Origin of the sequence: Oerskovia flava (assembly GCF_026163685.1) — a bacterium.
GTDB lineage: Bacteria > Actinomycetota > Actinomycetes > Actinomycetales > Cellulomonadaceae > Oerskovia_A > Oerskovia_A flava.
This window is the reverse complement of the sequence record NZ_JAOXSR010000012.1, coordinates 18,995-44,826: the sequence shown is the minus strand read 5'-3', so window position 1 is coordinate 44,826 and position 25,832 is coordinate 18,995. Positions and strand designations below refer to the sequence as shown.

The 25,832-nt window shown below is 71.8% G+C and carries 27 protein-coding genes; 13 read left to right on the top strand and 14 right to left on the bottom strand.

What is annotated here, in order from left to right:
- Positions 1 to 35 precede the first annotated feature (35 nt).
- A complete protein-coding gene (locus OHL10_RS17035; protein ID WP_265523441.1) occupies positions 36 to 371 on the top strand; it encodes an ArsR/SmtB family transcription factor in 336 nt (111 codons plus the stop codon).
- Positions 368 to 661 carry a hypothetical protein gene (locus OHL10_RS17030; protein WP_265523440.1) on the top strand — a complete coding sequence of 98 codons (294 nt, stop codon included), beginning with the start codon at positions 368 to 370 and terminating at the stop codon, positions 659 to 661. Before OHL10_RS17035 ends, OHL10_RS17030 begins: the two co-directional genes overlap by 4 nt.
- 12 nt (positions 662 to 673) lie before the next feature.
- Here the strand turns inward: OHL10_RS17030 and OHL10_RS17025 are convergent, their stop codons facing one another.
- The 6 genes from OHL10_RS17025 to OHL10_RS17000 form a co-directional block, all read right to left on the bottom strand.
- Positions 674 to 1,426, bottom strand: a complete 753-nt coding sequence (locus tag OHL10_RS17025) for a YqeB family protein (RefSeq protein ID WP_265523439.1) — start codon at positions 1,424 to 1,426, stop codon at positions 674 to 676.
- Positions 1,427 to 1,551: 125 nt separating this feature from the next.
- Entirely contained in the window at positions 1,552 to 2,493 is a 942-nt protein-coding gene (locus tag OHL10_RS17020) for an anchored repeat-type ABC transporter permease subunit (protein WP_265523438.1), read from the bottom strand.
- The gene (locus OHL10_RS17015) at positions 2,490 to 3,332 is read right to left on the bottom strand and encodes an anchored repeat-type ABC transporter ATP-binding subunit (protein ID WP_265523437.1); all 843 of its coding nucleotides are present in this window, start codon (positions 3,330 to 3,332) and stop codon (positions 2,490 to 2,492) included. The genes OHL10_RS17020 and OHL10_RS17015 overlap by 4 nt, the downstream gene beginning before the upstream one ends.
- On the bottom strand, positions 3,329 to 4,348 hold the full coding sequence (locus OHL10_RS17010) for a choice-of-anchor M domain-containing protein (protein ID WP_265523436.1): 1,020 nt from the start codon (positions 4,346 to 4,348) through the stop codon (positions 3,329 to 3,331). The genes OHL10_RS17015 and OHL10_RS17010 overlap by 4 nt, the downstream gene beginning before the upstream one ends.
- 23 nt (positions 4,349 to 4,371) lie before the next feature.
- Positions 4,372 to 5,943, bottom strand: a complete 1,572-nt coding sequence (locus OHL10_RS17005) for an anchored repeat ABC transporter, substrate-binding protein (protein ID WP_265523435.1) — start codon at positions 5,941 to 5,943, stop codon at positions 4,372 to 4,374.
- A 2-nt stretch (positions 5,944 to 5,945) separates the two neighbouring features.
- Positions 5,946 to 9,500, bottom strand: coding sequence for a TIGR03773 family transporter-associated surface protein (locus OHL10_RS17000; RefSeq protein ID WP_265523434.1), 3,555 nt, complete (start codon positions 9,498 to 9,500; stop codon positions 5,946 to 5,948).
- A 128-nt stretch (positions 9,501 to 9,628) separates the two neighbouring features.
- Here OHL10_RS17000 and OHL10_RS16995 point away from each other — a divergent pair, with 128 nt between their 5' ends.
- Complete coding sequence (locus OHL10_RS16995) at positions 9,629 to 10,450, top strand: class I SAM-dependent methyltransferase (protein ID WP_265523433.1); 822 nt, start codon at positions 9,629 to 9,631, stop codon at positions 10,448 to 10,450.
- A complete protein-coding gene (locus OHL10_RS16990; protein ID WP_265523432.1) occupies positions 10,447 to 10,896 on the top strand; it encodes a hypothetical protein in 450 nt (149 codons plus the stop codon). The genes OHL10_RS16995 and OHL10_RS16990 overlap by 4 nt, the downstream gene beginning before the upstream one ends.
- Positions 10,897 to 10,904: 8 nt before the next feature.
- Here OHL10_RS16990 and OHL10_RS16985 read toward each other — a convergent pair whose 3' ends face one another.
- The 4 genes from OHL10_RS16985 to OHL10_RS16970 are packed head-to-tail and all read right to left on the bottom strand — an operon-like array spanning position 10,905 to position 14,012.
- A complete protein-coding gene (locus tag OHL10_RS16985; protein WP_265523431.1) occupies positions 10,905 to 11,684 on the bottom strand; it encodes a MerR family transcriptional regulator in 780 nt (259 codons plus the stop codon).
- Positions 11,677 to 12,954: an MFS transporter gene (locus OHL10_RS16980; protein ID WP_265523430.1), complete on the bottom strand. Its 1,278-nt coding sequence runs from the start codon at positions 12,952 to 12,954 to the stop codon at positions 11,677 to 11,679. The genes OHL10_RS16985 and OHL10_RS16980 overlap by 8 nt, the downstream gene beginning before the upstream one ends.
- Before the next feature lie 33 nt (positions 12,955 to 12,987).
- Positions 12,988 to 13,683 carry a cation diffusion facilitator family transporter gene (locus OHL10_RS16975; protein ID WP_265523429.1) on the bottom strand — a complete coding sequence of 232 codons (696 nt, stop codon included), beginning with the start codon at positions 13,681 to 13,683 and terminating at the stop codon, positions 12,988 to 12,990.
- Positions 13,680 to 14,012 carry an ArsR/SmtB family transcription factor gene (locus OHL10_RS16970; protein WP_265523428.1) on the bottom strand — a complete coding sequence of 111 codons (333 nt, stop codon included), beginning with the start codon at positions 14,010 to 14,012 and terminating at the stop codon, positions 13,680 to 13,682. The genes OHL10_RS16975 and OHL10_RS16970 overlap by 4 nt, the downstream gene beginning before the upstream one ends.
- Positions 14,013 to 14,204: 192 nt before the next feature.
- Between OHL10_RS16970 and OHL10_RS16965 the strand changes: the two genes are divergently transcribed.
- From OHL10_RS16965 to OHL10_RS16945, 5 genes are all read left to right on the top strand, one after another.
- Positions 14,205 to 14,804: a helix-turn-helix domain-containing protein gene (locus OHL10_RS16965; protein ID WP_265523427.1), complete on the top strand. Its 600-nt coding sequence runs from the start codon at positions 14,205 to 14,207 to the stop codon at positions 14,802 to 14,804.
- A gap of 133 nt (positions 14,805 to 14,937) precedes the next feature.
- Positions 14,938 to 16,053 (top strand): ABC transporter substrate-binding protein, encoded by a 1,116-nt coding sequence (locus OHL10_RS16960; RefSeq protein WP_265523426.1) that lies wholly within the window; start codon positions 14,938 to 14,940, stop codon positions 16,051 to 16,053.
- Positions 16,050 to 17,411, top strand: coding sequence for an amidohydrolase family protein (locus tag OHL10_RS16955; RefSeq protein ID WP_265523425.1), 1,362 nt, complete (start codon positions 16,050 to 16,052; stop codon positions 17,409 to 17,411). The genes OHL10_RS16960 and OHL10_RS16955 overlap by 4 nt, the downstream gene beginning before the upstream one ends.
- Positions 17,408 to 18,175 carry an ABC transporter ATP-binding protein gene (locus OHL10_RS16950; protein ID WP_265523424.1) on the top strand — a complete coding sequence of 256 codons (768 nt, stop codon included), beginning with the start codon at positions 17,408 to 17,410 and terminating at the stop codon, positions 18,173 to 18,175. The genes OHL10_RS16955 and OHL10_RS16950 overlap by 4 nt, the downstream gene beginning before the upstream one ends.
- A complete protein-coding gene (locus tag OHL10_RS16945) occupies positions 18,172 to 18,993 on the top strand; it encodes an ABC transporter permease (protein WP_265523423.1) in 822 nt (273 codons plus the stop codon). The genes OHL10_RS16950 and OHL10_RS16945 overlap by 4 nt, the downstream gene beginning before the upstream one ends.
- Before the next feature lie 39 nt (positions 18,994 to 19,032).
- Here OHL10_RS16945 and OHL10_RS16940 read toward each other — a convergent pair whose 3' ends face one another.
- The 3 genes from OHL10_RS16940 to OHL10_RS16930 are packed head-to-tail and all read right to left on the bottom strand — an operon-like array spanning position 19,033 to position 21,970.
- Entirely contained in the window at positions 19,033 to 20,439 is a 1,407-nt protein-coding gene (locus OHL10_RS16940; protein WP_265523422.1) for a zinc-binding metallopeptidase family protein, read from the bottom strand.
- 35 nt (positions 20,440 to 20,474) lie between these two features.
- A complete protein-coding gene (locus OHL10_RS16935; protein ID WP_265523421.1) occupies positions 20,475 to 21,071 on the bottom strand; it encodes a dihydrofolate reductase family protein in 597 nt (198 codons plus the stop codon).
- The gene (locus OHL10_RS16930; RefSeq protein ID WP_265523420.1) at positions 21,068 to 21,970 is read right to left on the bottom strand and encodes a metalloregulator ArsR/SmtB family transcription factor; all 903 of its coding nucleotides are present in this window, start codon (positions 21,968 to 21,970) and stop codon (positions 21,068 to 21,070) included. Before OHL10_RS16930 ends, OHL10_RS16935 begins: the two co-directional genes overlap by 4 nt.
- 109 nt (positions 21,971 to 22,079) lie before the next feature.
- On the opposite strand from OHL10_RS16930, the gene OHL10_RS16925 reads away from it, so the two are divergent.
- The 4 genes from OHL10_RS16925 to OHL10_RS16910 all read left to right on the top strand — a co-directional run bounded on the left by OHL10_RS16925 (position 22,080) and on the right by OHL10_RS16910 (position 25,052).
- Positions 22,080 to 22,589: a pyridoxamine 5'-phosphate oxidase family protein gene (locus tag OHL10_RS16925; protein WP_265523419.1), complete on the top strand. Its 510-nt coding sequence runs from the start codon at positions 22,080 to 22,082 to the stop codon at positions 22,587 to 22,589.
- Positions 22,590 to 22,713: 124 nt separating this feature from the next.
- The gene (locus OHL10_RS16920) at positions 22,714 to 23,664 is read left to right on the top strand and encodes an ABC transporter ATP-binding protein (RefSeq protein ID WP_265523418.1); all 951 of its coding nucleotides are present in this window, start codon (positions 22,714 to 22,716) and stop codon (positions 23,662 to 23,664) included.
- On the top strand, positions 23,661 to 24,458 hold the full coding sequence (locus tag OHL10_RS16915; RefSeq protein WP_265523417.1) for a hypothetical protein: 798 nt from the start codon (positions 23,661 to 23,663) through the stop codon (positions 24,456 to 24,458). The genes OHL10_RS16920 and OHL10_RS16915 overlap by 4 nt, the downstream gene beginning before the upstream one ends.
- A 9-nt stretch (positions 24,459 to 24,467) precedes the next feature.
- The gene (locus OHL10_RS16910) at positions 24,468 to 25,052 is read left to right on the top strand and encodes a TetR/AcrR family transcriptional regulator (RefSeq protein ID WP_265523416.1); all 585 of its coding nucleotides are present in this window, start codon (positions 24,468 to 24,470) and stop codon (positions 25,050 to 25,052) included.
- A gap of 70 nt (positions 25,053 to 25,122) precedes the next feature.
- On the opposite strand, the gene OHL10_RS16905 is transcribed toward OHL10_RS16910, so the two are convergent.
- Entirely contained in the window at positions 25,123 to 25,788 is a 666-nt protein-coding gene (locus OHL10_RS16905) for a TetR/AcrR family transcriptional regulator (RefSeq protein WP_265523415.1), read from the bottom strand.
- Positions 25,789 to 25,832 lie beyond the last annotated feature (44 nt).

Sequence of the window (25,832 nt, the reverse complement as noted above, 5' to 3'; positions counted from 1 at the left end):
TTGCAATATGTTTATATGTGTGGTGGACTGCTGCTGTGCGTACAGAGCAAGGCCTCGCGGATGCCGCGCAGCTCTTCAGGATCCTCGGCAACGAGTCACGACTGAGGCTGCTGCACCTCGTGGGTGACGAGCCCCGGACCGTGGGGGCGCTGACGGAGAGCACCGGGCTGTCCCAGCCGCTGGTCTCCCAGCACCTCCGGACCCTTCGACAGGGCGGCCTGGTGACCGCGACCCGCACCGGCCGGGAGGTGGTCTACAGCGTCGCGGACACGCACGTGTCCCACGTCGTCGCCGATGCTCTCGCGCACGTCCAGGAGGTTCCCGCGGTGCGCGCCGCGCAAGACCACGACACGGAGGAGACCGGACGATGACCACCGACACCCACGCAGAGCACAGCGTCGCGGAGCACACCCACGGCGACGGCTGCGGGCACGAGTCCGTGCAGCACGGCGACCACGTCGACTTCCTGCACGGCACCCACCGCCACGCCGTGCACGGCGACCACTACGACGAGCACGAGGCGAAGGCCGAGCACTCGTCCGACGAGCACACCCACGGCCCGGAATGCGGGCACGAGTCCGTCGACCACGGCGACCACGTCGACTACGTGCACGACGGGCACAAGCACGCGGCCCACGAGGACCACTACGACGAGCACTGAGCCGCGGTTCCGTCACGCGGTACCGGCGCCCCGCACCCCTCCCGGGCGCGCAGGGCGCCAGTACTGCTTCTTGTCGACGTCACGCACCACGACGCCGAGCCGTGAGAGCTCACGGCGCAGGTCGGCGACGTCGTCGGACGTGCCCGCCTCGAGCATCACCGCACGAGCCCGCAGCACCGCGTCGGCGCTCGCCGGGAGGCTCTCGTCGCCGGGGACCCAGCGGCGCAGCGCGCCCGCGTACGGGTCCTCGTCGCACCACGGCCAGCCCTGGGCACGGAACGCGTCGGCGAGGCGAGGTGTCCCCAGCTCCGTGACCGCGTGCGCGAGCTCACCGGCACCGTCCGGACCTCCGAGGACGACGAGCGCCTTGCGGTCCACGTAGACGGAGGTCACCTCCGCCCGGTCGAGCTCCGTCGCCGTGCCGTGCAGGACGACGCTCGCCCGCTCGGGTGCGACCGTCACCACCGCGATGTCTCGCCGCGCGAAGCCCGCGAACACCGCGCCCGCGAGCGCCCCGAGCCCGAGGGCGATCGCGACCCCGAGGGCTCCGCGCTCCCCGAGCAGCTCGTCGACGAGACGCGCGGGTCCTTGGAAGGGTGCCCACGGCAGACCGGTGTACCAGCCCGCGAGGCGCAGCACCCCGTACGCGAGCCCGGCGCCGAGCGCCGGGATACCAGCCCAGAGGACGAGGAGGTCGACCGTCGAGGGACCCACGGTCCTGGCGGCGGAGGGCGCGGACGAGGAGGGCGGGACGGCGTCGGTCACGGCGACCATCCTGCCCGACGGCGGGGACGCCCGAGTCGTCCGCGAGGACGACCTGGGACGCACGGTGGTGGGCCGCACGAGGTACGGGCGCACCGGAGGTCCGGTCGTGACAGGATGCCTGCGGCTCAGCCCGTCGGGACCCCGCCGAGCGTGGCCCGCTCCCCGGCCGCCACGCCCTGGTTCTCCGCCTCCTGCTCGGGGGTGCGGGCCGAGCCGTGCCGGCGCCGTCGTGCGAGCAGTCCGTGGCGCGGGGCGAAGAACCAGGCCACGAGGAAGACGGCGGTCGCCACGAGCACGATCGTGCCGCCCGCGGGCAGGTCGAGGCTCCACGACAGGTAGAGACCGACGAGCGCGGACGCTCCCCCGATCACCGGCGCGAGGAACATCATCAGTCCGAGCCGGTCGGTGAGCAGGCGCGCGGCCGCGGCCGGCGTGATGAGGAGCGCGAGGACCAGGATGTTCCCGATCGTCTGCACGGACAGGACGATCGCGATCGTCACCAGGACGTAGAGCGCGAGGTCGAGCCAGAAGACCGGCAGCCCCGCCGAGCGGGCCATCTCCCGGTCGAGGCTGACCGCGACGAACTCCTTGTGCAGGAGGAAGGCGACCAGCAGCAGGATCGCCCCGGCGATCGCGACGACGTAGACGTCCTCGTCGGGGATGCCGGTGATCGACCCGAACAGGAACTGCTGCAGCGAGCCCGCGTAGCCGGGTGCTGTGGAGATGATGACGATGCCGAGCGCGAAGGCAGCGACGAAGAAGACGCCGATGATGGAGTCCTCCTTGAGGCGGCGGTTCTGGGAGAACACCGCGACGAGGACCGCCGTGACGACGCCCGCCACCGCTCCCCCGATCACGAGCGAGCCCTGGAGCACGAACGCGATGGCGAGCCCGGGGAACACGGCGTGCGCGACGGCGTCACCGATGAAGGCCATGCCGCGCAGGACGACGTGGCACCCGATGACGCCGCAGACCACGCTCGACATGACGGCGACGAGCAGCGCCTTGGGCAGGAACGCGAGGTCGGGGTTGAGCAAGTCCTGGATGAACTCGCCGAGGGAGATCACGCGTCCGCCTTCCGGTCGGTCGTGGAGAGGCCGAGCGCCGAGAGCAGCGGCGAGGTCTGCGAGATGCCGAAGGCCCGCATCCACAGGGCCGGGTCGTCGAGCTCGGCAGGGGTGCCCGTCGCGACGACGGTGCGGTTGAGCAGGCAGATGCGCGTGCAGGCGTGCATCGCCGCCACGAGGTCGTGCGTGGTCATGAGGACGGCCTTGCCGTCCTCGCGCGCCAGCTCGGCGAAGAGGTCGGTGAGGAGCTCCTGCGTGGGTACGTCGAGGCCGGTGAACGGCTCGTCGAGCAACAGCACCCCCGGACCGAGCGCGAGGGCGCGGGCCACGAGGACCCGCTGGCGCTGACCACCGGACAGCTCGCCGACAGGACGCTTGCGCAGATGGGTCATGCGGACGCGGTCGAGCGCCTCGCGCGTGGCGCGGTAGTCGGCGACACCGGCCCGGCGCAGCCACCCGATCCGCCGGACGCGGCCGGACATCACCGCGTCCTCGACCGAGATCGGGAAGTCCCACGCGAACTCGTGCCGCTGGGGCACGTAGCCCATCGAGGTCGAGGCGCCGCGCGCAGCGGCACCGTCCACCAGCACCTCGCCCGACCGGCGGCGCACGAGACCGAGGATCGAGCGCAGCAGCGTCGTCTTCCCCGCCCCGTTGGGCCCGATGAGCCCGACGAGCTCACCGGCCCGCACGTCGAGGTTCGCGTCGTGCAGGACCAGTCGGCCGCCGAGCTCGACCGCGACGTCCCGCACGCGCAGGACCGCGGCCTCCGGCGAGGGCGCCTCGGCCGGGGAAGCCACCGCCCGGTCGGGCGTGGCGGTGGTCGCGGACGTCGTCACGACCCGCCCCCGGCCTGGTCGGCCTCGAGCTCGGCGAGCGCTCGCGCGCGGCGGCCGCGCACGACCGTCGCGACGACGGCCGCGAGCAGGACGAGGAGCGCGATGCCACCCCAGAGCACGACGGTCGAGACGGCGGAGTCCTGCGAGCCGTCGGCGTCGGCCGGATCGGTGGCGGGTTCGGTGGCGACGGCCTGCGGCGCCTGGCTCTCGGCCGTGTCGTCGGCTCCCGCGTCCTGTGTCTCCGGCGACTCGTCGGCCGGTTCCTCCTCCGTCGCGGCTGCGGCGAACGCGGTCTGCGGGTCCGTCTCGGTGCCGACCGCGAACCGCAGGACGCCGGAGTCCTCCACCTGCGAGCCGTCGGTGAGGTCCGCGAGGACCGTGACGTCGAACGTGTACACACCGGGCTCGGTGAAGACCCAGTTCGCGTGGACGTGCGTGTTGACCTCCATCCACAGGTCCTGTGGATAGGCCTCGCCGGAGTTCCACAGCACGTTCGGCGGACCGGTGACACCCTCCTGGAGGAAGAGGAAGAACGCGCCCGGTCCGTCCACGCCGTCGAGCCGTAGCGTCGCACCGCGGTCGATCCGTTCGGTGACCTCCGGGTCCTGGGTGTTCCACCCGAGCCAGGTCACCTCCTGGTTCTGCACCTGCGGTACGACCCACAGCGGCGTCTCGGGCTCGACGCCGAGGAACGCGAAGTCAGGGCTCTCCGGGGCGGGCAGGACGGACTCGTCGACGACGTGCACGACCGTCTCCTCGGTGGAGCGCCACACCGGCGGGACCTGGCGGTCGTCGCGCGCCTGGAGCGTCCACGTCCCGTCGAGGAAGCGTGGTCCGATGTCGACGTGGCCCTGGGCCACGACCTCGCGGCCGTCGACCGTCTCCTCGTCGGCACCGACTCTCTGGTCGAGGCCGGGGTCGGTGTCGGTGTGGACGGCGGTCGCGGTGGCAGGGGCTGCGGCGAGCGTCCCGGCCAGCACGAGCGGTGCGAGGAGCCGCAGGGTGCGGGGTGTCATGTCTGTCCTTCGGTGGTGGAGGTTCAGGAGAGGCAGCGGCGCAACGAGTCGGCGTTCGCGCGCATCATCTCGACGTAGGTGGTGACCTCGGCGTCGAAGGCGTCGGAGTAGATCGGGCACACCTGCACACCGTTCTCCTTCGCGACCTCCGTGAGCACCGAGGACCGCGCGGCGAGGTTGGGCTCGAGGAAGACGGCCGGGACCTCGAGGGTGCGGACGGTCTGCGTGAGCTTGGCGCGCTCGGCCACGCTGGGCTCGGTCGCCGGGTTCGGGGTCACGAACCCCGCGATGTCGAGGTCGTACGCGGCGCCGAGGTACGCGAACGCGTCGTGCGTCGTGACGAGGTACCGCCGCTCGCGGGGGATCTCGGCGATCGTCGCCTGGACGTAGGCGTCGGTCTCCTCGAGCGTCCGCAGGTAGGCGTCGGCGTTGGCCCGGTACTCGTCGGCGCCCTCGGGGTCGGCCGCGACGAGCGTGTCGCGGATGATCTCGACGTACGCCTGGGCGTTGCGCACGTCCTGCCACAGGTGCGGGTCGATCTCCCCGTGCACGTGCTTGCCCAGCACCGCCTGGGGCAGCTGGTAGATCTGCTCGCCCGCCCGGCCGAGGAAGCGGAAGTCCTGCCCGGCCGGGACAGGCGCCAGCGCCTTGTTGGGGATCGAGATCACGGTCTCGTCCGGGTCGTGCAGGTGGTGGTGACCGCCGACGTCGTCCGACGAGTCCGAGGCGACGACGATCTCGCCCGCGTCGAGCTGCACCGACAGGTCGGCGTGGCCGCCGTCGAGCACCTCGGCGCCCTGGGCGCCCGAGACCGAGTACGGGTCGATGCCGACGGCGAAGGTCACCGTCGACGAGCCCATCGCGACGGGGTCCGCCTCGGGTGTCGGCAGGAGCTCGGCCGCCAGCGTGAGGCGGTAGACACCGGGTTCCGAGAAGGTCCAGCTCATGTGCGTGTGGGCGTCGGTGGGCAGCGTCACGACGTCCGACCCGTCGAACCCGTCCGCAGAGTCGAAGTAGATGCGGGGCTGCCCGAACGTCTCGGTGAGATAGCCCGTGAGCTGACCGGGACCGTCGAGGTCGGTGGCGCGCAGCAGGACGTCCGAGGATCGCGTCGCGCCGTGCTGCTCCCCGGTGCCGCTGACGGCCAGGCCGAGCCAGATCGTGTCGAGGTTGACGTTCTCGACGAGCGGGATGATCTCGGCGGCGTACTTCACCGCGGACTCCGCGAGCGAGACGTTCGGGACGCCGTCGGGCAGGTTGGCGTCGAGCATCTTGATGATGTTGTGCTCCTCCAGCAGCATGTAGTTGCTGAAGGCGACGTCGGCGTAGACGACGTCGCGCACGTCGCGCAGGGACGGCTCGTACGAGTGCGGGTCGCCGCCGTCGGGGACGAGCGAGGTCACCGTGGCACGGTCGCCGACGACGTTGCGCGCCAGGTCGGCGAGGACCCCGGTCGTCGCGACGACGCTGATGCCGTCGGAGTCGCCGGAGTCACCGGGCGTGGCGAGCGCGCAGCCCGCGAGGGTCAGGGCCGCCAGGCCGGCGGCGGCACCGCACAGGTGCCGCCGCCGGTCGGCGGGAGGGGGGACCGCCACGATCAGACGGCCGACCCGGTCCGACGCCGTCGCGAGACCCCGTACATCGCGCTGCCCGTGACGAGCAGCAGCGCGCCGAGCGCGAGCGCCGACAGGGGGTCGGCGCCGGTCGTCGCGAGCGCCGCCCGCTGCTCCGCGCTCAGCTCACAGCTCTCACCGGACGCCGTCTTGCCGACGTACGTCGTCTTCGTGGTGGTGCCGGAGCTGTCCCCCACCGAGAACGTCAGGGTCGCCGTGTCCGAGAGGGTCCTGCCGCCCGCGACCGGGACGGACAGGGTGAAGGTCACCTTGTAGACGCCCTGCTCGGTGAACGCCCAGTTGCCGTGGACGTGCTGGTTGAGCGGGACGGAGGTGCTCCGCGGGAAGCCGTCCATGGTCCCGAAGTACTTCGCGCCGACGCCGCCGAAGTTGCCGGTCGCGTAGACGCCCAGCTTTCCGGGACCGTCGACGGCGTCGAGCGTGTAGGTGACCGGTCCGGTCGCGGCCTCGACGAGCGTCGGGTGCTGGGTGTTCCACCCGAGCCACGGCACACCGGACTCCTGGACCTGGCCGATCGACCAGATCGGCGTACCGGCAGCGCCGAGGAACGAGAAGTCCCCGCCTGCGGGCACCTCGTCCTTCGACGCGTCGCCGAGACGGAACGTCAGCGAGCTCGGTGCGACCCAGCTCGCGGGCTGCTTGCGGTCGTCCTTCACGGAGGCGACGAGCTCGCCGTCCTCGACGCGCGAGCCGAAGTCGAAGTGACCGTCGGAGATCCCGCCCGGGGCCGCCGACTTCACCTGGCTCGTGACCGGGGTGGGCACGCACGGGTCGGGCGCTGCCGACCCGGCGGCACCGGGGAGCTGCGAGCCGACGCCGCCCGCTCCCCCGCCCGCTCCGGCACCGCCACCGATGCCACCGCCGGTACCGCCGCCCGTGCCACCGCCGGAGCCCGGCCCACCGGCCGCGGTCGCCGTGAACGGCGCCCACCCGACGAGCTCGCCGCTCGCGGAGTCGTACACGGCGAGCTTGTGGGCCCCCGTCCCGACGGAGGTCGGGATCGTCACGAGCACGGCACCTGCCTGCGCGGAGGCCGTCCCGGCGCTCGTGGGCTCGGAGTAGACGTACGCGACCAGCTCCTGGCCGTCGGTGAACGACGGAGACGACGCCTCGGCGAGGTCACCGAGCTCGTACGAGGAGGCGTCGAGCGTCAGGTCGCCCCGGTTGCCCTCCGTCAGCTCCTCGTCCGTGAGCGGCTCCCACGGCGGCGTGTAGGCGCCGACCCGGACGTGGTAGTCCGCAGGCTCGCCCGAGATCGTCCGGCCTGCGGTCGTCTTGAGGCTCGGAGTCACCGTGAGGTGGTAGTCCCCAGCGGCGGTGAAGACCCAGTTCGTGTGGACGTGGGCGTTCGCCGTGATGGGGATGCTGCCGTTCGCGGACCTGGTGGTGTCGAGGTAGCGGTTGATCGGGTTGCCGAAGGAGTCGTTCTGGAAGGTGAAGACCTCGCCCGGGCCCTCGACGGTGACGTTCAGCGTCACCGGCGAGCCCGACGCGGGGGTGAGCCCGGAGCCCGCGAGCGACGGGAGCAGACGCTCGGTGCTCCAGCCGACCCACGGCAGGTACTCCTGGTCGGCGCCGGTCTGCGACCCGATCCACGCGTCCTTGCCCCCGTGCGCACCGAGGAACGACCACACGCCGTCGGCGGTCGGGAGCCGCTGCACGCCTCGCTCGTCCTCGTACGCGATGGTCACGTCCTCGGGCGAGCGGTAGGTCGAGCCCGGTGCGTAGATCCGGGTGTCGTCCTTGATCGACAGCGTGAGGTCGTCCGAGTCGTCGTCGTACGTGACCTCGAAGCCGTCGACGTGGCCCCGCGAGAGCACGAACTCGCGGTTCGGCTCGGACTCGCCGGGCGTCGGCTGCGGCGCGGGCTTCGCGGAGACTGCGAGCGTGACCGGAGCGGAGGTGCCCGCGGCACGCTCGCCGTCCAGCAGGACCGCGCGCACCCGAGCACCGTCGTCGGCCAGGGTCAGCTTCCGGTCGTACGTCGCCGCCGTCGCCCCCTTGACCGGGGTGAACGTGTTGCCCGAGCGGGCGATCTCCCAGCGGTACGTCGACAGCTCCGTCCGCGGCTGCTGCGACGCGGTGAAGGTCGCGGTCTCGCCCTCGACGTGCTCGGCCGCGTCGGCCGACACCGTGACCCTGGTGGTCACCGGCTCGGGGTCGGGGCCCGGCTCGTCGCCGACGTCGCCGACCTCGACCGGCCCCGACGTCGCGAGCTCGGCGCCCTCGGTGTCCAGCGCGACGACGCGGAACGCCGTCCCCTCCAGGTCGGCGGTCACCGTCGTCGAGAACGTCGGGCCGTCGACGGCCGGGTCGACGGGGGTGAAGTCCGTGTCCTGTGCGTCGCGGCGCTCCCACCGGTACGTCACGCCGTCCGCCGCGGGCTCGAGGACCGCGTCGAGACGGAGGTCGTCACCCGAGATGTACCCGTCCTCCAGGCCCTCGATCGTCAGGACGTACGCCGGCGCCGCCTGGGCCACGCTGAGCGTGACCGGATCGGACGTGCCCGCGGCGCGCTCGCCGTCGAGCAGGACCGCCCGCACACGGGCGCCGTCGTCGGCCAGGGTCATCCCACGCTCGTAGGTGTCCGACGTCGCACCCTCGACCGGGGCGAACTCGTCGCTGCCCGCGGGCGCGATCTCCCAGCGGTACGTCGACAGCTCCGTCTGGGGTTCCTGCGCCGCGGTGAACGTCGCCGTGTCACCCTCGACGTGCTCGGGCGCGTCGGCCGTCACCGACACCGAGGTGGTCACCGGCTCGGGCGCGCGCTCCCCGATGCGGACGTGGTACGTCGCGGGGTCACCGGCGATGGTGCCGTGCTCGGTCGTCGCGAGCGACGGCGTGACGACGAGCGTGTAGTCGCCCTCGGCCGTGAAGATCCAGTTCGTGTGGACGTGCGCGTTCGAGGTGACCGGGATGGTCCCACCGGCCGACGTCGTGGTGTCGACGTACCGGTTGATCGGCTCGCCGAACGACCCGTTCTGGAACGCGAACACGTCGCCCGGGCCGTCGATGCGGACGTCGAGCGAGACCGGTGAGCCCGAGGCCGGGGTGATCCCCGTGCCGTCGAGGCTCCCGCGGAGCCGCTCGGTGCTCCAGCCGACCCAGGGGGCGTACCCCTGGTCGCCGCCGGTCTGGCTCCCGAGCCACGCCCGGGTCTCACCGTGCACACCGAGGAAGGCCCACGGACCCGCGGCGGGCGGCAGCGTCATGGTCGAGCGCTCGTCCTCGTACGCGAAGGTCGTGACCTCCGGGGCCCAGTAGACCGAGCCGGGCTCGTAGATGCGGGTGTCGTCCTTGACGCTCAGGACGACCTTGCCGCTCCCGGCGTCGTACGTGACCTCGAAGCCGTCGACGTGCCCGTGCGTGAGCACACGTTCGCGGTCGGGCACGGCGGCCGTCGTGGTGACGGCAGCCGCTGAGGGTGGGGACAGGCTGGCGGGGACCGCTAGGCCGGCGAGCAGGGCGAACGCGCCCAGGATCGCCAGGAGCGGCCTCGTTCGAGCGAGGGAGTGCACAGGGAGTTCCTCTCTAGGCCGCCATACCCGGGCGGCGACGTCATGCGCTGCGCGTCGGAGACAGACGCACTCGACGGTGACTGTACATACTGATTTTCATTCTCAGCAAGTACCCGTAGGGTGGAGTCATGCCCGGCACCGAGGACTTCACCGCCGCGTTCGACGCCGCAGCGACCGACTTCTCCCGGCTGCGCCCCGACCTGTGGGAACCCGTCGCGCACGGCACGCTCGCCGTCAGCCGTCCCGCGTCCGGGGAACGCGTCCTCGACGCGTGCTGCGGGGACGGTGCGAGCGCCATGCCCACCGCGCGCGCCGTCGGGCCCGACGGGCACGTCGACGCCGTCGACCTCTCCACCGGCCTGCTGAGCATCCTGCGCGAGCGCGCCCGCGGCCTGCCGCACCTGCACACCGTCCAGGCCGACGCCACCACCTGGGGCCGGCCCGCCACCTACGACCTGGTCCAGTGCGTGCTCGGCGTCTTCTTCTTCCCCGACATGGAGGCCGGCACACGGCACCTGCTCTCGCTCGCCCGGCCCGGCGGGCGGGCCGCGCTCACCATCTGGCGGCGCGGCGCCATCGAGCCGGTGGGCTCGGCGCTCGCCGAGGTCGTGGGCGTTCCCGATCCCTTCAAGGCCGACAGCGACGGCGAGACCCCCCTGATCTCGCGCGTGAACACCGTCGACGCGTGGGGCGAGTGGCTCACCGGACTCGGGCTCGGCGACGTCACCGTGCACGAGGCGCCGCACACGCTGCGGCTCGACGACGACCTCGCGTGGCGCCTCGTCGTCGGCTCGGGCTACCGGGGCTTCGTCGCCGACCTGGACGACGCCCAGCGCGAGGACGTCCGCGTCCGCTACCTCGCCGAGCTCCAGCACCGCGGACTGGCGACCGTCGACGCGACCACCCTCGTCGGCACCGGCACGGTCGCCGCGGGCGAGGCCGCAGCGTGAGCCAGGCGGTGAGGCGCGCGGCGTGCGCCGTGCTGCCGCTCGCGGTCGTCGCAGCTCTGGGTGCGTGCTCGGGAGCCGGCGACGATGCTGCGACCGTGACCGCCGACGTCTACTCCGGTCGCGAGAACCCCTCGTGGGGCCTCGCGGACGACGAAGCGGAGGCTGTGGTCGCCGCCATCGACGCGCTCGGTCGTGCGGCCGAGCCGCCGGCGAGCCCGCCGACGAGCCTCGGGTTCCGGGGATTCACGGTCGACGGCCTTGACCCAGGTTCGGACGACGCGTTCCTCGTCACGACGGACGCCGTACTGCGCCTGGACCCCACGGGCACGGTCGTGGAGGCTCGCACGGACGGCGCGGGAACCGCATACTCCGTCCTCCTGGAGAGCGCGCGGGACAGCCTGCCGGGCGATGTCGTCGACGCGGTGGAGACCGGCGCGGCGGGCTGACCCGCGCGTCAGGCGTCGGGCGGGTCGAACCGGGCCACGAGCAGGGCCATCGCCTGCCGCTGCTGCGGGTTGAGCGCCTCGGCCGCGTAGTCCTCGACGAGGACGGCGGAGCTGCTGAGATCGAGCGGCGGGTCCAGCTCGCCGAGCTCGGCGATGACGCCCTGGAACGTCTGGGCGAAGTCCTCGACCAGGCTCGCCATCTCCTGCTCGCTCGTACCCGGCCCGAGGCGCGCGAACCGTGCGGTGACGGCAGCCACCTCCCCGACGAGGTCCGGGGCGGAGAGCCGCTCGTAGAAGTGGGTCAGCTGCGCCATCCCCTCCGCGCCCGCGAAGTGCGCCAGGAGGACGGACTGGTCGCGGTCGATCGTCAGCAGCTCGCGCGTCAGGCCGGTGGCGGCGAACACCGCGAAGAACGGCGCGAGCTCGGGCGGCACGTCCGGGGAGACCCGGTGACCGCGCAGCTGCGCGATGACCGCCCGCTGGCCGGAGAGCCGGTCGATCTGCTCGGCCAGCTCCCGGTCCAGCTCCTCCAGGAGCGCGTCGGCACCCCCCGCGGGGTCGACGTCGGTGCTGTCCGCCGAGTCGTCGAGCAGCGCGGGCATCCGGTCGAGCGGGATGCCGAGCGACGCCAGACGCTTGATCCGCAGGAGCCGGACGAGGTCGCGGACGTCGTAGTCGCGGTATCCGTTGAGACCTCGTTCCGGCTCCTCGAGCACACCGACCTGGTGGTAGTGCCGCAGCGTGCGCACGGTGACACCGGCCAGGCGGGCGAGCTCGCTGCTACGCACTGCTGGCACCCACCGTCTCGACCTCCGCCGTCTGCTCCGACTCGCGTTCCAGGGTACGCAGCGAGCGCGCCGCGAGCCCGACGACGAGCGCGACCAGCCACACGGCCGAGATGACGATCGCGGCCGTCTGCACGCTCGTGGACTCGATGACGACGGCGGCGACGATGATGCCCACCGGTGTCGCGGCGGTCATGATCGAGTTCTGGGTGCCCATGATCCGCCCGCGCATGTCCTCCGGGATGCGCTCGATCATCAGCACACCCATGAGGCTGCTGAACAGCCCGCCGAAGAGACCCACCACGAACGCCCCGGCCAGGACGACCCACATCGAGGACAGGGGGGCGATCATCGCGAACCCGACGGTCGACCCCGCGAGCCCCGTGAGGTACCAGGCGCGGCGTCGGCCGCGAGAGCCCGCGACGGCGTAGACCCCGCCGCCGAGCAGCATCCCGGCGGCCAGCGCCGTGAGCACGAACCCGAGCATCCCGGGCCGGTCGATCATCGTGAAGTACACGGGCAGGACCAGCCCCTGGAGCGCCGCGAGGACGATCGCCACGATGACGCTGATCGTCGTCGTCGCGACGAGGAACCGGCTGCGCAGCAGCACGCGCCAGCCGTCCCGGAGCTGTGACCAGCCGCTGGTCGCCTGCGGGACGCCCGCTGCGACGTCCTGCGCCGCGAGGTCGGAGGTCGTGGTGATCTCGCCGACCCGGCGAGGGATGAACATCGTGATGAGAGCAGCCGCGAGCGAGGTGCCGGCGGTGATCCACAGGACGGTCGACCCGTCGAAGAGCACCATGAGCGTGCCGGCCGCCGCAGGGCCGAGCAGCATCGCGACCGCCCCGAGGCTCTCCTTCAGACCGATGAGGCGCTCAGCGGTGATGCCGCCGTGCCGCACGATCGCCGGGACCAGCGCGTCACGGGCGGTCAGGCCCGGCACGTCGCCGATCGACCCGATGACTCCGAAGAGGATGAACCAGCCCAGGCTCAGGCCGGAGATCATGTCGATCACCGGCAGCGCCGCGATCGCGAGCCCGGAGACGATGTCCGTGACCACCGACGACGTGCGCCGGTTGATCCGGTCGATCACCACCCCCATGAGGAGGCCTGCGAGGAAGGCCGGGATCGCAGTCGCCGCTGCGACCGCACCCGCCCCGAGGACGCTGCCCGTGACCTGCAGGACGATCAGCGGGAGGGCGACGGCTGCGATCGCGTTGCCGAGCATGGAGAGCAGGTAGGACGACAGATATGCAACGGATAGTGGTCTCATGCCTCCATCTACAACTATGACGTAAGGGCGGAGTCAAGGGCCGCAGCAGCCGTCGGCGCAGGCGTCGACTTCGGTGCCGGTGAGCAGCGCTCCCGCGGGGGTGCAGCACGCGTCGCCACGCCACGCGTCGCGGCCCTCCTTGACGGCGACGGCCGCGATCACGAGGGCAGCGAGAGGGTCGGCCCAGGTCCACCCGAGGGTGGAGTTGAGCACGAGGCCGACGAGCAGGACGGCAGACAGGTACGTGCACAGCAGGGTCTGGTGGGAGTCCGCGACGGCGGACGCCGAGCCGAGCTCACGGCCCGTTCGGCGCTCGAACCACGACAGGAACGGCATGATCACCAGGCTCACGGCGGCGAGGACGATGCCGACGGTCGAGTGGTCCGGCTCGGCGGCTCCCAGCAGCGTCCGCACCGCGTCGACCGTGACGAGGAGCGCGAGCGCGAAGAACGCGACCGCGATGATGCGCACCGCGGTGCGCTCGCGCCGACGCGGGTCGGGGGCGGAGAACTGCCAGGCGACCGCAGCGGCGGACAGGACCTCGACGAGCGAGTCGAGCCCGAACCCGACGAGCGCCGCCGACGACGCGATGCGGCCGGCGGTGATCGCGACGACCGCCTCGACGACGTTGTAGCCGATCGTCGCCGCGACGATCCACCGGACGCGGCGCTCGAGGGTGGCACGCCGGGCGGCGGACAGGGGACGAGGACCGAGGGAGACCGGTGTCATGCGCACGTGCACCCGTCGGACGAGCAGCAGGTCGGGTCGACCGTCACGACGAGCTGGAGGAGATCGCTCAGCGCGGGCGCCAGGTGGGGGTCGGCGAGGCGGTACCAGGTGCGACGCCCGTCCGGGATCGCCTCGACCAGCCCGCACCCGCGCAGGCAGGCGAGCTGGTTCGACATCACCTGGCGCGAGACGCCGAGCGCGTCCGCCAGGTCCGACGGGTACGCCGGCGCCTCCCGCAGCGTGAGCAGGATCCGCGCCCGGGTGTCGTCCGACAGCGCGTACCCGAGCCGGACCAGCGCCGCCGTGTGGGTGAGGGTGACCGTCTCCATGGGGCATGACGATACACGGTGTGCTGTATTCAGCACACCGTGAACCCCGGCCGCCGAGCTGACGCAGCACCGTGACTGAACGCCCTGTTAACTGGTTTGCAACAGAGTGTTTACAGCAAGTGCTTGTTCCGTCATGGCCCCCGGCATACGTTGAGTTCACAAGGAGTAAACACGATGCTTAGTGAGGCCAGGATGCCAACACCGGACAACGCCGCGATGGGCCAGCGAGTTCGAGACCTGCGTGGACGGACCGGTATGTCCATGCGGGAGCTCGCCACCCGGGCCGGCGTCAGCGCCGGGTACATCAGCCAGATCGAGAACGGGAACGCCAACCCGAGCCTGGCCGCCATCCGGTCCATCGCCGAGGCGTTCGGCGTCACCTGGCTGGAGCTCTTCCAGCCGACCCCCACCACGGGTCGTGTGCTGCGCAAGAAGGACCGCCCCCGCATCCTCTCGGACGGCGCCGTGGTCCACCACGAGATCACCCAACCCCCGATCGGCAACGTCGAGGTCCTCGTCACGGAGTACGCCCCCGGCCAGGGCACCGGCGACGACAGCTACACCCACGGCGACTCGCAGGAGATCTGCCTCGTGATCCGGGGCCGTCTCCAGATCACCGTGGACGGCGAGGTGACCACCCTCGAGGTCGGCGACAGCATCGAGTTCCGGACCGACGTCCCCCATGCCGTCCTGAACACCGGCACAGAACCGGCCGAAGCCGTATGGGTGGTCTCGCCCCCCTCGGTTCCTCTGCACAAGGGACGACTCTCCCCGGACCCGTCCGCGAACTGACCGCCCGCCCCACCCCCCGCCGGCGCCCCGCCGCTCCCCCACTGCCACTCCTCCTCTGCCGCGCCTCTCGTCGCCGCGCCCTTCTCCGCCGTGCCCGGATTCGCCATGCCCTGACCGCCTGAAGGAGACACCCATGACCACGCACCACGGACGCGCACGCACCGCCGCCGTCACCGCCGCCCTCGCCGTCGTCACGACGGCCGCGCTCACCGCCTGCTCCACCGCCGACGAATCCACGGGCGGCTCCTCGAGCTCTCCCGTGACCGTCCGGTTCGGCATCCCGACCCAGATGGGAGCGAACAACTCCCCCATGGCTGTCGCGGAGCACCTCGGCTACTTCGACGACGAGGGCATCGAGCTCGAGATCGTCCACACCACCGACTCGACCTCGATCGTCCAAGGAGTCAGCACAGGCTCCCTCGAGATCGGCTCGACACCACCAGAACCGCTCTGGCAGGCCATCGAGGCCGGCACCGACGTCCAGCTCGTCTACAACTACATCCGCCAGCAGACGGGCTCCATCGTCTCGCTCGCCGACGGTCCCGTGCAGTCCCTGGAGGACCTCGCCGGCACCTCGATCGGCCAGTCCAGCCTCGGGAGCAGCAACCTGCTGCTCTCCAACGGGATCCTCGCGTCCGTGGGCCTCACCGAAGGCGAGGACTTCGGCAACATCGCCGTCGGGACCGGTGCCGCCGCACTCCAGGCGCTGGAGTCCGACCAGGTGCAGGCGCTCTCCCTCTGGGACACCGAGTACGCCGCGTTCGAGGCCACGGGTGCCGAGCTCACCTACTTCACCACCCCCGAGGTCGAGTCGCTGTTCTCCACCACCTACTTCACGTCGCCCGACTACCTCGAGTCGGACCCCGACGTCGTCGCGGGGTTCGGCCGCGCCGTGGCCAAGGCGACGCTGTTCACCGCCACGAACCCCGAGGCCGCCTTGCGCATCATGTACACCGACCACCCCGAGACCCGCCTCGCCGGCGTGAGCGAGGACGAACAGCTCGAGATCGACCTCACCTCGCTGGAGCGGCGGATCGAGCTGCTCGTGGCCGGCGATCCCGAGGGCAACGGCACCTGGGGCGCCTACACCCCCGAAGCCGTGGACGCCTGGGCGGACTTCGCCGCCGACTCCGGGATCCTCTCGGCACCGATCGACGCCCAGGCTCACGTACAGAACCAGTTCGTCGAGACGTACAACGACTTCGACGGCGCAGCCGTCGTGACGGCCGCGCAGGAGTGGGACGCATGAGCGCCCCCCGCTACACCGAGGGAATCCCGGCGATCGACCACCACTCCCACGCCGGCTACGTCCGCCCCGGGCAGCCGGTCAGCGGAGTGGGCCACTACGAGCTCGAGAACGCGCACGGGCACGTCGAGGGGCACGTGCCCCACGCGGACTACCAGCGCTACATGGCCGCCGTCGAGTCCGGGGACCAGGAGCGTGCCGAGTCTCTGGGCACCAGCCTCGACATCCCCGACCTCGTCGCCCAGAGCCTGGTGTACCAGCAGACGACCGTCCATGCCGTGGCGCTGCGCGACGGGTGCGAGGCGCTGTACGGGCCGTCGTCCGCGGAGCAGGCGGACGCCATGAGCCGCGAGGCGCGGCTGAGCGACCCGGTCGGCCTCTACGACCGCGCGCTGCTGCTGTCCGGCACGGAGTCCGTCCTCACCGACATCCCCGAGATCGACGCAGACCTGTGGCCGCACGCGCGCTACAAGCCGATCGCCCGGATCGACCCCTACCTCTTCCCCTTCGGCCACCCGCGGTGGATCGGGCGAGGCACCGACACCCCGCGCTTCCGCCGCATCTTCGGTCGGGTCCTGCAGCGGCAGCTCGAGCTCGAGGGGACCGCGTTGCCCACCTCCTTGGAGACCTACAAGGAGTTCGTCCTCGCCTCCCTGGAACGACGCCGCGCCGCCGGGTTCGTCGGGCTCAAGATCGCCTCCGCGTACGTCCGCTCTCTCGAGTTCGTCCGCACCGACGAGCAGACGGCCAAGGACGCCTGGGCGACGCTCCAGACCGGCGCCGCCAGACCGTTCGACGGCCGCGAGGGCGAGGCGGAGCTCGACCCCGCCGCCCACAAGGCGCTGGCCGACCACCTGGCGTACTTCATCGCCGAGTGGGCCGTCTCCGCCGCGATGCCGATGCAGATCCACACCGGGTTCGGGCACACCGAGCCCGGGCTGCGGATCTCCACGGCGAACCCGCTCCTGCTGGAGGAGTTCCTGGGCGACCCTGCGCTCAACACCCTGCAGGTGATCCTCATCCACGGCGGCTTCCCCTACTCCTCGTACCTCACCGCCCTGGCCCAGATGCACGGCAACGTGCACCTGGACTTCTCCTGGATGCCGTACCTGCACCACCACGCCACCGTGCGGGTGCTGGAGGAGTGGCTCGAGCTGCTCCCGGCCGACCGCGTCATGTTCGGCACGGACACCGGGTCGCCCGAGCTGCACGTGTCGGCGACCGCCCGCTCCCGGGCTGCCCTGGACACCGTGCTGCACGCCGGGGTGACGGACCGGTTGTGGACCGTCCGGCAGGCCACGTGGCTCGCGGACCGCGTCCTGCACCGCAACCTCCGCGCCGTCTACGGGATCCCGACGTGAGGCCGCTCGTCGAGCTGGACCACCTGGGCAAGGTCTACAGCACCCGCACCGGCGACGTCGTCGCGCTCCAGGACGTCAGCCTCACCATCGACGAGGGCGAGTTCGTCGCCGTCGTCGGGCCCTCCGGCTGCGGCAAGACGACGCTGCTCAAGATCCTGGCGAACCTCGAGGAGCACACGCACGGCGTCGGGATCCTCGGGGCCAAGGAGCTCGGCGGGGGCCGCTCGTCCGACGTCGGCATGGTCTTCCAGAAGGCGACCCTGCTGCCCTGGCTCGACATCCTCGCGAACGTCCTGCTGCCGGTCACGCTCGAACGGCGCGCGACCCCCGCGGACAAGGAGACGGCCCTCGGGCTCCTCCGGATGGTGGGCCTGGAGGACTTCGCGCGCAAGCGCCCGAACGAGCTGTCCGGCGGTATGCAGCAGCGCGCCGCCATCTGCCGGGCGCTCGTCCACGAGCCCTCGCTCCTGCTGATGGACGAGCCGTTCGGCGCACTCGACGCCATGACCCGCGACGCGCTCAACGTCGAGGTCAACCGCATCTGGCGCGAGACCCACAAGACCGCCGTCCTCATCACGCACTCGATCCCCGAGGCCGTCTTTCTCGCCGAGCGGGTGATCGTCATGAGCCCCCGCCCCGGACGGATCGTCGAGGAGATCAGCATCCCGTTCGGCAAGGAACGCACCCTCGAGCTGATGGGGACGGCGGAGTTCGCCGCCCTCTGCGCGAGGATCCGTCGACACTTCGAGGTGAGCGCCGCATGACCGCCACACAGAGTCCCACCCGCGCTGCGCAGACCGGGACCGCCCCACGCTCCCGCGGTCGCAGCGGCCGTCGTCAGCAGGTCGTCGGCTCGCTCTCCGTCCTCGCCACGCTGCTCCTGGCCTGGCAGTTCCTCCCGACGGCGCTCGGCACGCCCTCGTACGTCGTGCCGGTCTTCAGCGACGTCATGCGGGCCCTGCTGGACCCCGCTGCCTTCCCCCGGTACCTCGACGCGGCGGCCGCCACGATGACCGAGGTCTTCCTCGGCCTGGCCATCGGCGTCACGCTCGGCCTCGCGCTCGCGATCACCCTGGCGCAGCTCCCCACGGTGTACGGCATCGTCTTCCCGTACATCGTCGCGATCGAGTCCATCCCGAAGGTCGCGGTCGCGCCGCTGTTCGTCATCTGGTTCGGGTTCGGCCTGCCGTCGAAGGTCGTGGTGGTGGTGCTCCTCGCCTTCTTCCCCGTGCTCGTCAACACCATCCACGGGCTGCGCAGCGTCGACCGCGACCAGATCGACCTCTTCCGGGTCAACGGGGCCAGCCCGATGCAGATGCGGGTCCGGCTCCTGGTGCCCGCCTCGCTGCCGCAGATCTTCAGCGGCCTCGAGCTCGCCGTGGCCAACGCCATGATCGGCGCGATCGTCGCCGAGTTCGTCGGGGCGCAGAAGGGCCTCGGCGTCCTCATCCTGCAGGCCCAGGGGCGGATGGAGACCCCCGCGGTCTTCGCGCTGCTGATCATCCTGTCGGCCCTCGGCATCACGCTCAACGTCCTCGTCAGGCTGCTGCGACGCATCGTCGTGACCTGGGAGCCGCACTGAGCGAGCCCGTGGGCGACGGCGGTCGTGCGGGTCCGCGCGTCAGCGCGAGCGCACCCAGCGCAGCAGCCGCAGCGCGTCGCGCACCCGGGCCACGGGTCCGTGCCGGTGCACGTGACCGAGCCGGTCGGCCGGTGTCGCGTCGATCGCCCGGAGCACGCGGGCGTAGGCCGCCACCTGGTCCTCGACCAGCGCGGGGTCCACGCGCGCTTCCCACTGCTCGTCCCCCGGCGCGGCGCGTTGCAGCAACCGGCTCGGCACCGCGAGGGACGCGACGGCGGGCACGCCGCGCTGGTGCAGCGGCTCACCCTCGCCGAAGTGCACGAGGCTGCGCGGGGCGGCGAGCACCGCACGGTGCGGCACCGACCGGGCGGCGAACGCGGTCGCGGTCAGCGCCTGGAGCTCCGGCGTCGTGGTGTGCACGAGCTCGATCTCGGGCGTCCCGTCGTCGTCGCGGGCACCGACGTGCTCGACCACGACGCCGGCGACCGCCGTGCGGTGGCCGGCCGAGCCGTCCCACCACGCGCGGTTCTGCTCGAGCCAGGTGGCCGTGCACTGCCCGTGGTGCGGCAGCTGCGGCATCGCGAGGTGTCCCGACGCCGCGACGAGGACGTGCGTGCGGCGCGGACGGTTCGCCACCAGGTCCCGGGCGAGCGCGACGAGCGCTACGGGACCGTTCTCCTCGACCGGGTTCGGGCCGTCGGTGTGCGTCGTGACCAGCACCGTCTCGTCGGCGCTGGCCGTCCCCTCGACCACGCACCACACGGACTCCCCGCGCGGCGGCCCGGCCGGGGCCGTCGTCACCGTCAGCGTCGCCCGCCCGTCACCGAGGAGGTCGGCGTGCTCGCCGGCCACCCACACCGCCGGCAGCCCGATCTCCGGCAGCGTGAACGGCAGCCACTGGTCGACCACGACGTCCTCCGGCAGCCCCCGCCACACCAGCACCACGGCGACGGCGCCGGCTCGCGCGAGCCGGCGCAACCTCCGCCCCAGCAGCTCGGCCGACACGACCGGGGCGAGCAACGACGTCGGCGCCCGCCAGTCCGTCGGCGACGTGGCGAGCGGCTCCACGGCCAGGTCGACCGGGAACGGGCGGACCTCGACGTCGAGGACCGCGACCCGCCCCCGCACCGCCCGCCGTCGTCCACGGCCCGCGTCCCCGAGCGGCCCGGACACGCCCCGTGGCCCGGTGTCCGGGCTGTGCGGGACGACCGAGGCGACCGGAACCTCCCGGACCGTCCCGTCCGGACCCTCCACCTGCAGCGACGCGCTCGAAGCACCCCACGGTGCCAACGGCACCGCGTCGCGGTGCACGCCCAGACCCACCGCCTCCCACGCGGCCGCCACCGCGTCGGTGAACGCATCGAGCTCGGGTGTCCCCGGCAGTCGCGCGCCCTGGCGCATCAGCGCCGCGAGCATCTCGGTCGTGGACGCCTCGGGACGGAACATGGCTCCGAGGATAGGTCGGCGGCGTCAGCCTCAGGTCACCGGACGCGGTCGTAGACCATGGCGAGCTCGCCGAGCGAACCGGTCTCCTGGGAGGCCAGCGTCCAGGTGGACGCCGGCAGACCGTCGTCGAACAGGCGCTGCCCACCACCCGCGATCTCGGGGAAGACCATGAGGTACAGCCGGTCGATCAGCCCGGCGGACAGCAGCGGCTTGATGATGCTCGCGCTGTTGTTCACCAGGATCTCGCCCTCACCGGAGCTCTTGAGCGCGGCGACGGTCTCCGCGACGGGGGCGTTCACGACGCGGGTGCGATCCCACGGCGCTCGGGTCAAGGTGCTCGAGAAGACGACCTTCTCCGTGTCGACCAACCACCGCGCGTACCCGCGGTCCCGCGGGTCGGCGTCCTCGTCGTGCGCGACCGGCGGCCAGTACCCCATGAACCCCTCGGCGTTGACCCGCCCGATCACCGCCGTCGTCGCGTTCTCCCAGATGCGCGTCAGCTGGTCACGCGCGGTCTCGGTGGTCACGTAGGGCGCGAAGGGCCCGAAGTCGCCAGGCCCGCCGGGCCCGTTGTAGCGCCCGTCGAGCGTGAGGCTGATGTTCGCCGTCACCGTGCGGTCGGTCGTGGTCATGGTGTGCTCCTCGTGTCGATGTCGATGTCGATGTCGATGCCGATGCCGGTGTCCGTGTCCGCTTTCGTGTCCGTGTCCGTGTCGTGCGGCGACGCGGCGAGCGTCGCCACGAGCGTGTCGAGGCTCTGTCCGAACCCGATCTCGATGCCCGCGATGAAGTCGGCCGAGTCGACCGTGCTGTCGGAGACCCGGTAGTGGACGTCGAGGGCCGTGCCGGTGTCGCTGACGCCCAGGTCGAGGGCGACGTGCGCGGTGAAGGCGATCTCGCCGTCGGGCAGGAGCGGGGAGAGCCGGTATGCCAGGCGCTTCTCCGGCTGCGCCTCGACGACCTCTCCCCGCGCGCGCCCGACGACGACGTCCGACCCGTCGACGTCCTCGACGTCGCGGTACTCGTGGAGGATCTCCCCACCCGGCCGCGCGTCGAAGACGAGCGCGGACACGCGCAGGTCGTCCGGCGTCCACCACCGGGCGAGCAACGGGGCCACGGTCAGGTGGCGCCAGACCACGTCGGGACGCGCGGCCAGCGAGCGGGAGAAGGTGAACGAGCGCCCGTCGGCCCACCCCTGCTGCGTGGCGGCGGACCGCTCGGAGGACAGGCTGAGCCCGTAGCGCTCGTACGTCTCGCGCGCCCCGACCTGGTCCGCGGTGTCGGCGAGCCCGCTCAGCGTCGACGCGACCTCCCGCAAGGCTTCCGACCGCAGCGCGTAGACCCGGCGCTGGCCCGAGCGCTGGGACGTCACCACGCCGGCGCGCTCGAGGGTCTGCAGGTGCTTCGTCGTCTGGGGCTGGCGCGCCCCGGCGAGCTGGGCGAGCACACCGACCGGTCGAGGACGTTCGGCCAGCAGCGTGACGAGCCGCCAGCGCGCCGGGTCGGCCAGTGCGGCGAGGAAGGTCTCCATACGCTGAGCATTCCTCATCACGCATATTCGTGTCAAGGAATACGCAGTCGCTTCGCACCCACCCTGGGGTGGCCGCTCTTCGTCAGAGGCGGCGCCTACTGTCGTGACCATGCACGAGACACCGACGGAGCTGGCCGCGCTCGACGCGCTGATCGAGGCGTCGCACGGGCGCAGCACGCGCCACCTGCAGGCGATCGTGAGCGACGACCGCCGCATGGACGCGGCCCAGGTGGTCGCCGCGCTCACCGGCATGAAGGTCCTGAGCCTCGCGACGGTGACAGCCCGGGGCGAGCCGCGCGTGAGCGCCGTGGACGGGCACTTCCTCCACGGGCGGTGGACCTTCGGCACCGACGGCGGCGCGGCGAAGGCCCGACACCTCGAGGCGAGGCCCGCGGTCAGCGCGGCGCACGTCGACGGCGAACGGATCGGCGTCTTCTGCCACGGCACCGCGGTCCTGCTCACGCCGGAAGACCCGACGTGGGACGAGGTGATCTCCCACTGGACCGGGCACTACGGCACCGACCCGACGACGTGGGGCGAGGACATCCGCATGTACGCCATCGACCCGACCTGGCTCGTCGGGTACCAGGGCGAGCCGGAGGAGAGACCGGCCCCGTAGGCGCGGCGACGAGCCGGCCGAGGTCTGGTGCCGGTGCCGGTCGCCAGCCCAAGCCCCCGGGCAACGGCCCGGGCATCTGCACTGCTGCTAAAGTAAGTGGGTACTCACTTACTTTGGAGGTGTCATGAGTGCCGTCGAAGCCAGTACGTTGACGCGCCGCTTCGGCGACGTCGTCGCCGTTGATCGCGTCAGTCTCCAGATCCCGCTGGGTGGAGTGGTGGGCCTGGTCGGCCCCAACGGCTCCGGCAAGTCAACGCTGATCCGGATGCTCCTGGGACTGATTCGACCGACTTCCGGTTCGCTTCGTGTGCTGGGCGAGCCGGTCGGGGGGAAGGGCGACTACCTGAGCCGGGTGGGAGCCCTCGTCGAGAACCCGGCATTCGTGGCAGGGCTGTCGGCGCGGACCAACCTGATGTCGCTGGCGCAGGTGCGTGGGCTGCCTGCGTCGCGGGTCGACGAGGTCCTCGAGACCGTAGGGCTCACCGGACGCGACCGCGAACCGGTCAAGCGCTTCTCCCTGGGGATGAAGCAACGCCTGGGGATCGCCGCGGCGCTGCTCCCCGACCCCGAGCTGCTCATCCTCGACGAACCGACGAACGGTCTCGACCCGTCGGGGATCGTGGAGATTCGTGGACTGTTGGGCCGTCTCGCTCGCGAGGGCCGCACGGTGGTGGTCTCCTCGCACCTGCTCGCCGAGATCGAGACCGTGTGCGACCACCTGGTGATCATCCGTTTCGGTGAGCTGCTCTTCGCCGGGCCGATCACCGACCTGCTGGCTCAGGTCGCTGGGCACGTCGAGATCGAACCCGAGCACGCGCGGGACCTGGACAGCCTGTCGGCCGCCCTGCGCCGTGCCGGACGGACCGTCGAGGCGACCGAGACGGGTGTGCGGGTGCGTGCCGCGGTCGGCGAAGCGGCAGCGATCAACCGCGAGGCCGCGCAGGCCGGTATCACCTTGTCAGAGCTGCGGACGGTCCGAGAGTCGCTGGAGCAGGTGTTCCTCGGGCTGACGGGGACCGACGACGGTGAGATCGCAGCAGACCGCGCCCGTCAGGCCGGAGGGGAGAACCGATGATCGACGCACTGCGCAGCGAACTGACCCGGTCGAGGCGCCCAGGCGTGCTCGGGGCATGGCTCGGACTGACCGCGCTGTTCACCGTGATGATCGTCGTGGTGATCTTCCAGCTCTCCACCGATCCCGCGGGCGTGCCGGCGGCCGGCCCCGGGGTTGCGTTCCCCACGCTGGAGATGCTCCAGTCGGCGCAGGGTCTTGTCGCGCCGCTCGCGTCGGCCTCGAGCATGTTCGGTGTCGTCACCCTGGCGTTCTGGGCGGTCCTGACAGCTAGCGACCACAGCACGGGCCTCGTACGGCTCCTCGTGTCGGCGCAGCCGCGCCGCTGGAAGCTCGTGGCAGGGAAGGTCGGCGCCCTGGTCGTGTGGACAGCAGTCGCGACAGCCGTCGCCGTCGTCGTCGACCTGCTCGTCGCACCGATGATCGGCGGGACGTCGGACCTTGACCTCACCGCGTGGGGCACGGACGTGGCGTCGGTCCTGGCCGGCGCCTGGGTCAACCTCTTTCTCGCGTTGCTCGTGTGGGGCATGATCGGCCTCGTCCTCGCCGTCGTGACCCGCTCCGCGGCGATCGCCGTCTCTGCTGGTGCAGGATGGGTGCTCGTGGTGGAGTCCGTGCTCAGCGCAGCCTTCGACGGCCTGCGCAACTGGCTGCCCGGGTCGACGATCAGCGCGTTGGCATCGGGCGGGAACGACGTGATTCCCTACGGGTCCGCACTCGCTCTCGCTGCGGCCTACGTGCTCGTCTGCCTGGGCGTCACCCTCGCCGTCTTCACACGACGGGACATCACCGACTGAAGGACGACCATGCCTCGGGGACCCCACACCCGCACCAACCTGCTCGACGCGACACTCACGGTCGCCACGCGAGACGGATACGCGCGTGCCACCACGCGAGCGATCGCCGACGAGGCAGGGGTCTCCGAGGCCACCATCTACCGCCACTTCCCCGACAAGCTCTCACTGTTCGCAGCAGCGGTGATGCATCAGAACGCCCACGTCGACCAGTGGCTCGCCGATCTACCCGACAGAGCCGGCCTCGACACCGTCGAAGACAACATCCGCGCCTGCCTGCACCAGCTCGCCACTCTCAAGCAGTCCGTCCTGCCGCTCGAGCTCGCCATGCTGATCGATCCCGAGCTCGCACACGCCAGGGCTGAACGGCTCACCGCCCATCCGGAGCTCTCCGGCGCACCCCGCCACCTCGCCGACTACCTCGCGGCAGAACAAGCGCACGGCCGCATCCGCACCGATCTCGAACCTGCCCGCGCGGCTCTCGTCCTGCTCGGCACCCTGTTCACCGCTGCTGTCGGTGCCGGCCCGACCCTCGACGACTGCATCGACCTGCTCGTGAACGGGATCTACACCAACCCGGGAACCGAGACGTCGTAGGGGGACGACCCGTGCGCCTCGAGATCCGCCCATCGCACGTGCGCTGCGACCGACGTGGTCATGCCGTTGTTCAGTCGCGCGGCAGCACACCCAGGAGCGCCGAGGTGAAGGCGACCCGCAGCGCCTCGTGCAGCTCCACGTGGAGCACGCCGAGGGCGGGCTCGTCCGCGTAGGCGGCGAGGAGGCTGGGCGGCGGTGGCACGTAGGACGACAGGGCGCCTGCCGAGACGAGGCTCATCAGGCAGAACAGCTGCGCGCCGTCGCCCAGCTCGGGCACGTGACCGAGCACGAGGTCGGACATCGCCGTGAGCCGGGCGAGCGAGGCCCGCTTGTGCCGCTTGACCACCTCGACCGAGACGTTGTGCTCCAGGACGCCGCCCTGCGCGCCGAACAGGTCGCACAGCACCACCCGGTCTGCCAGCGACCGGCTGAGGACGTCGGCCAGCTGGCTCGCGCGCACCTGCGGAGCCGCGTGCTCCTCGACGCCGTCGGCGAGCTCGTCCGCCAGCTCGGCGAGCCAGCGCCCCAGGAACTCGTCCAGCAGCTCGAGCAGCACCGCCTCGCGCGACTCGAAGTACCGCAGGACGTTCGACTTGGCCAGACCCACCCGCCGGCTCAGCTCGTTGAGGCTGACCTCGGCAACGGGCATCTCGTCGAGCATCGCCGCCGCCGTGTCCAGGATCGCCCGGCGGCGGATCTCCCGCTGCTCCGCGCTGCGCGCCCGTTGGAAGGTCACGCCCCCAGGCTAGCGGAGAGACCACCGGTCTCTTGACAGCAGAC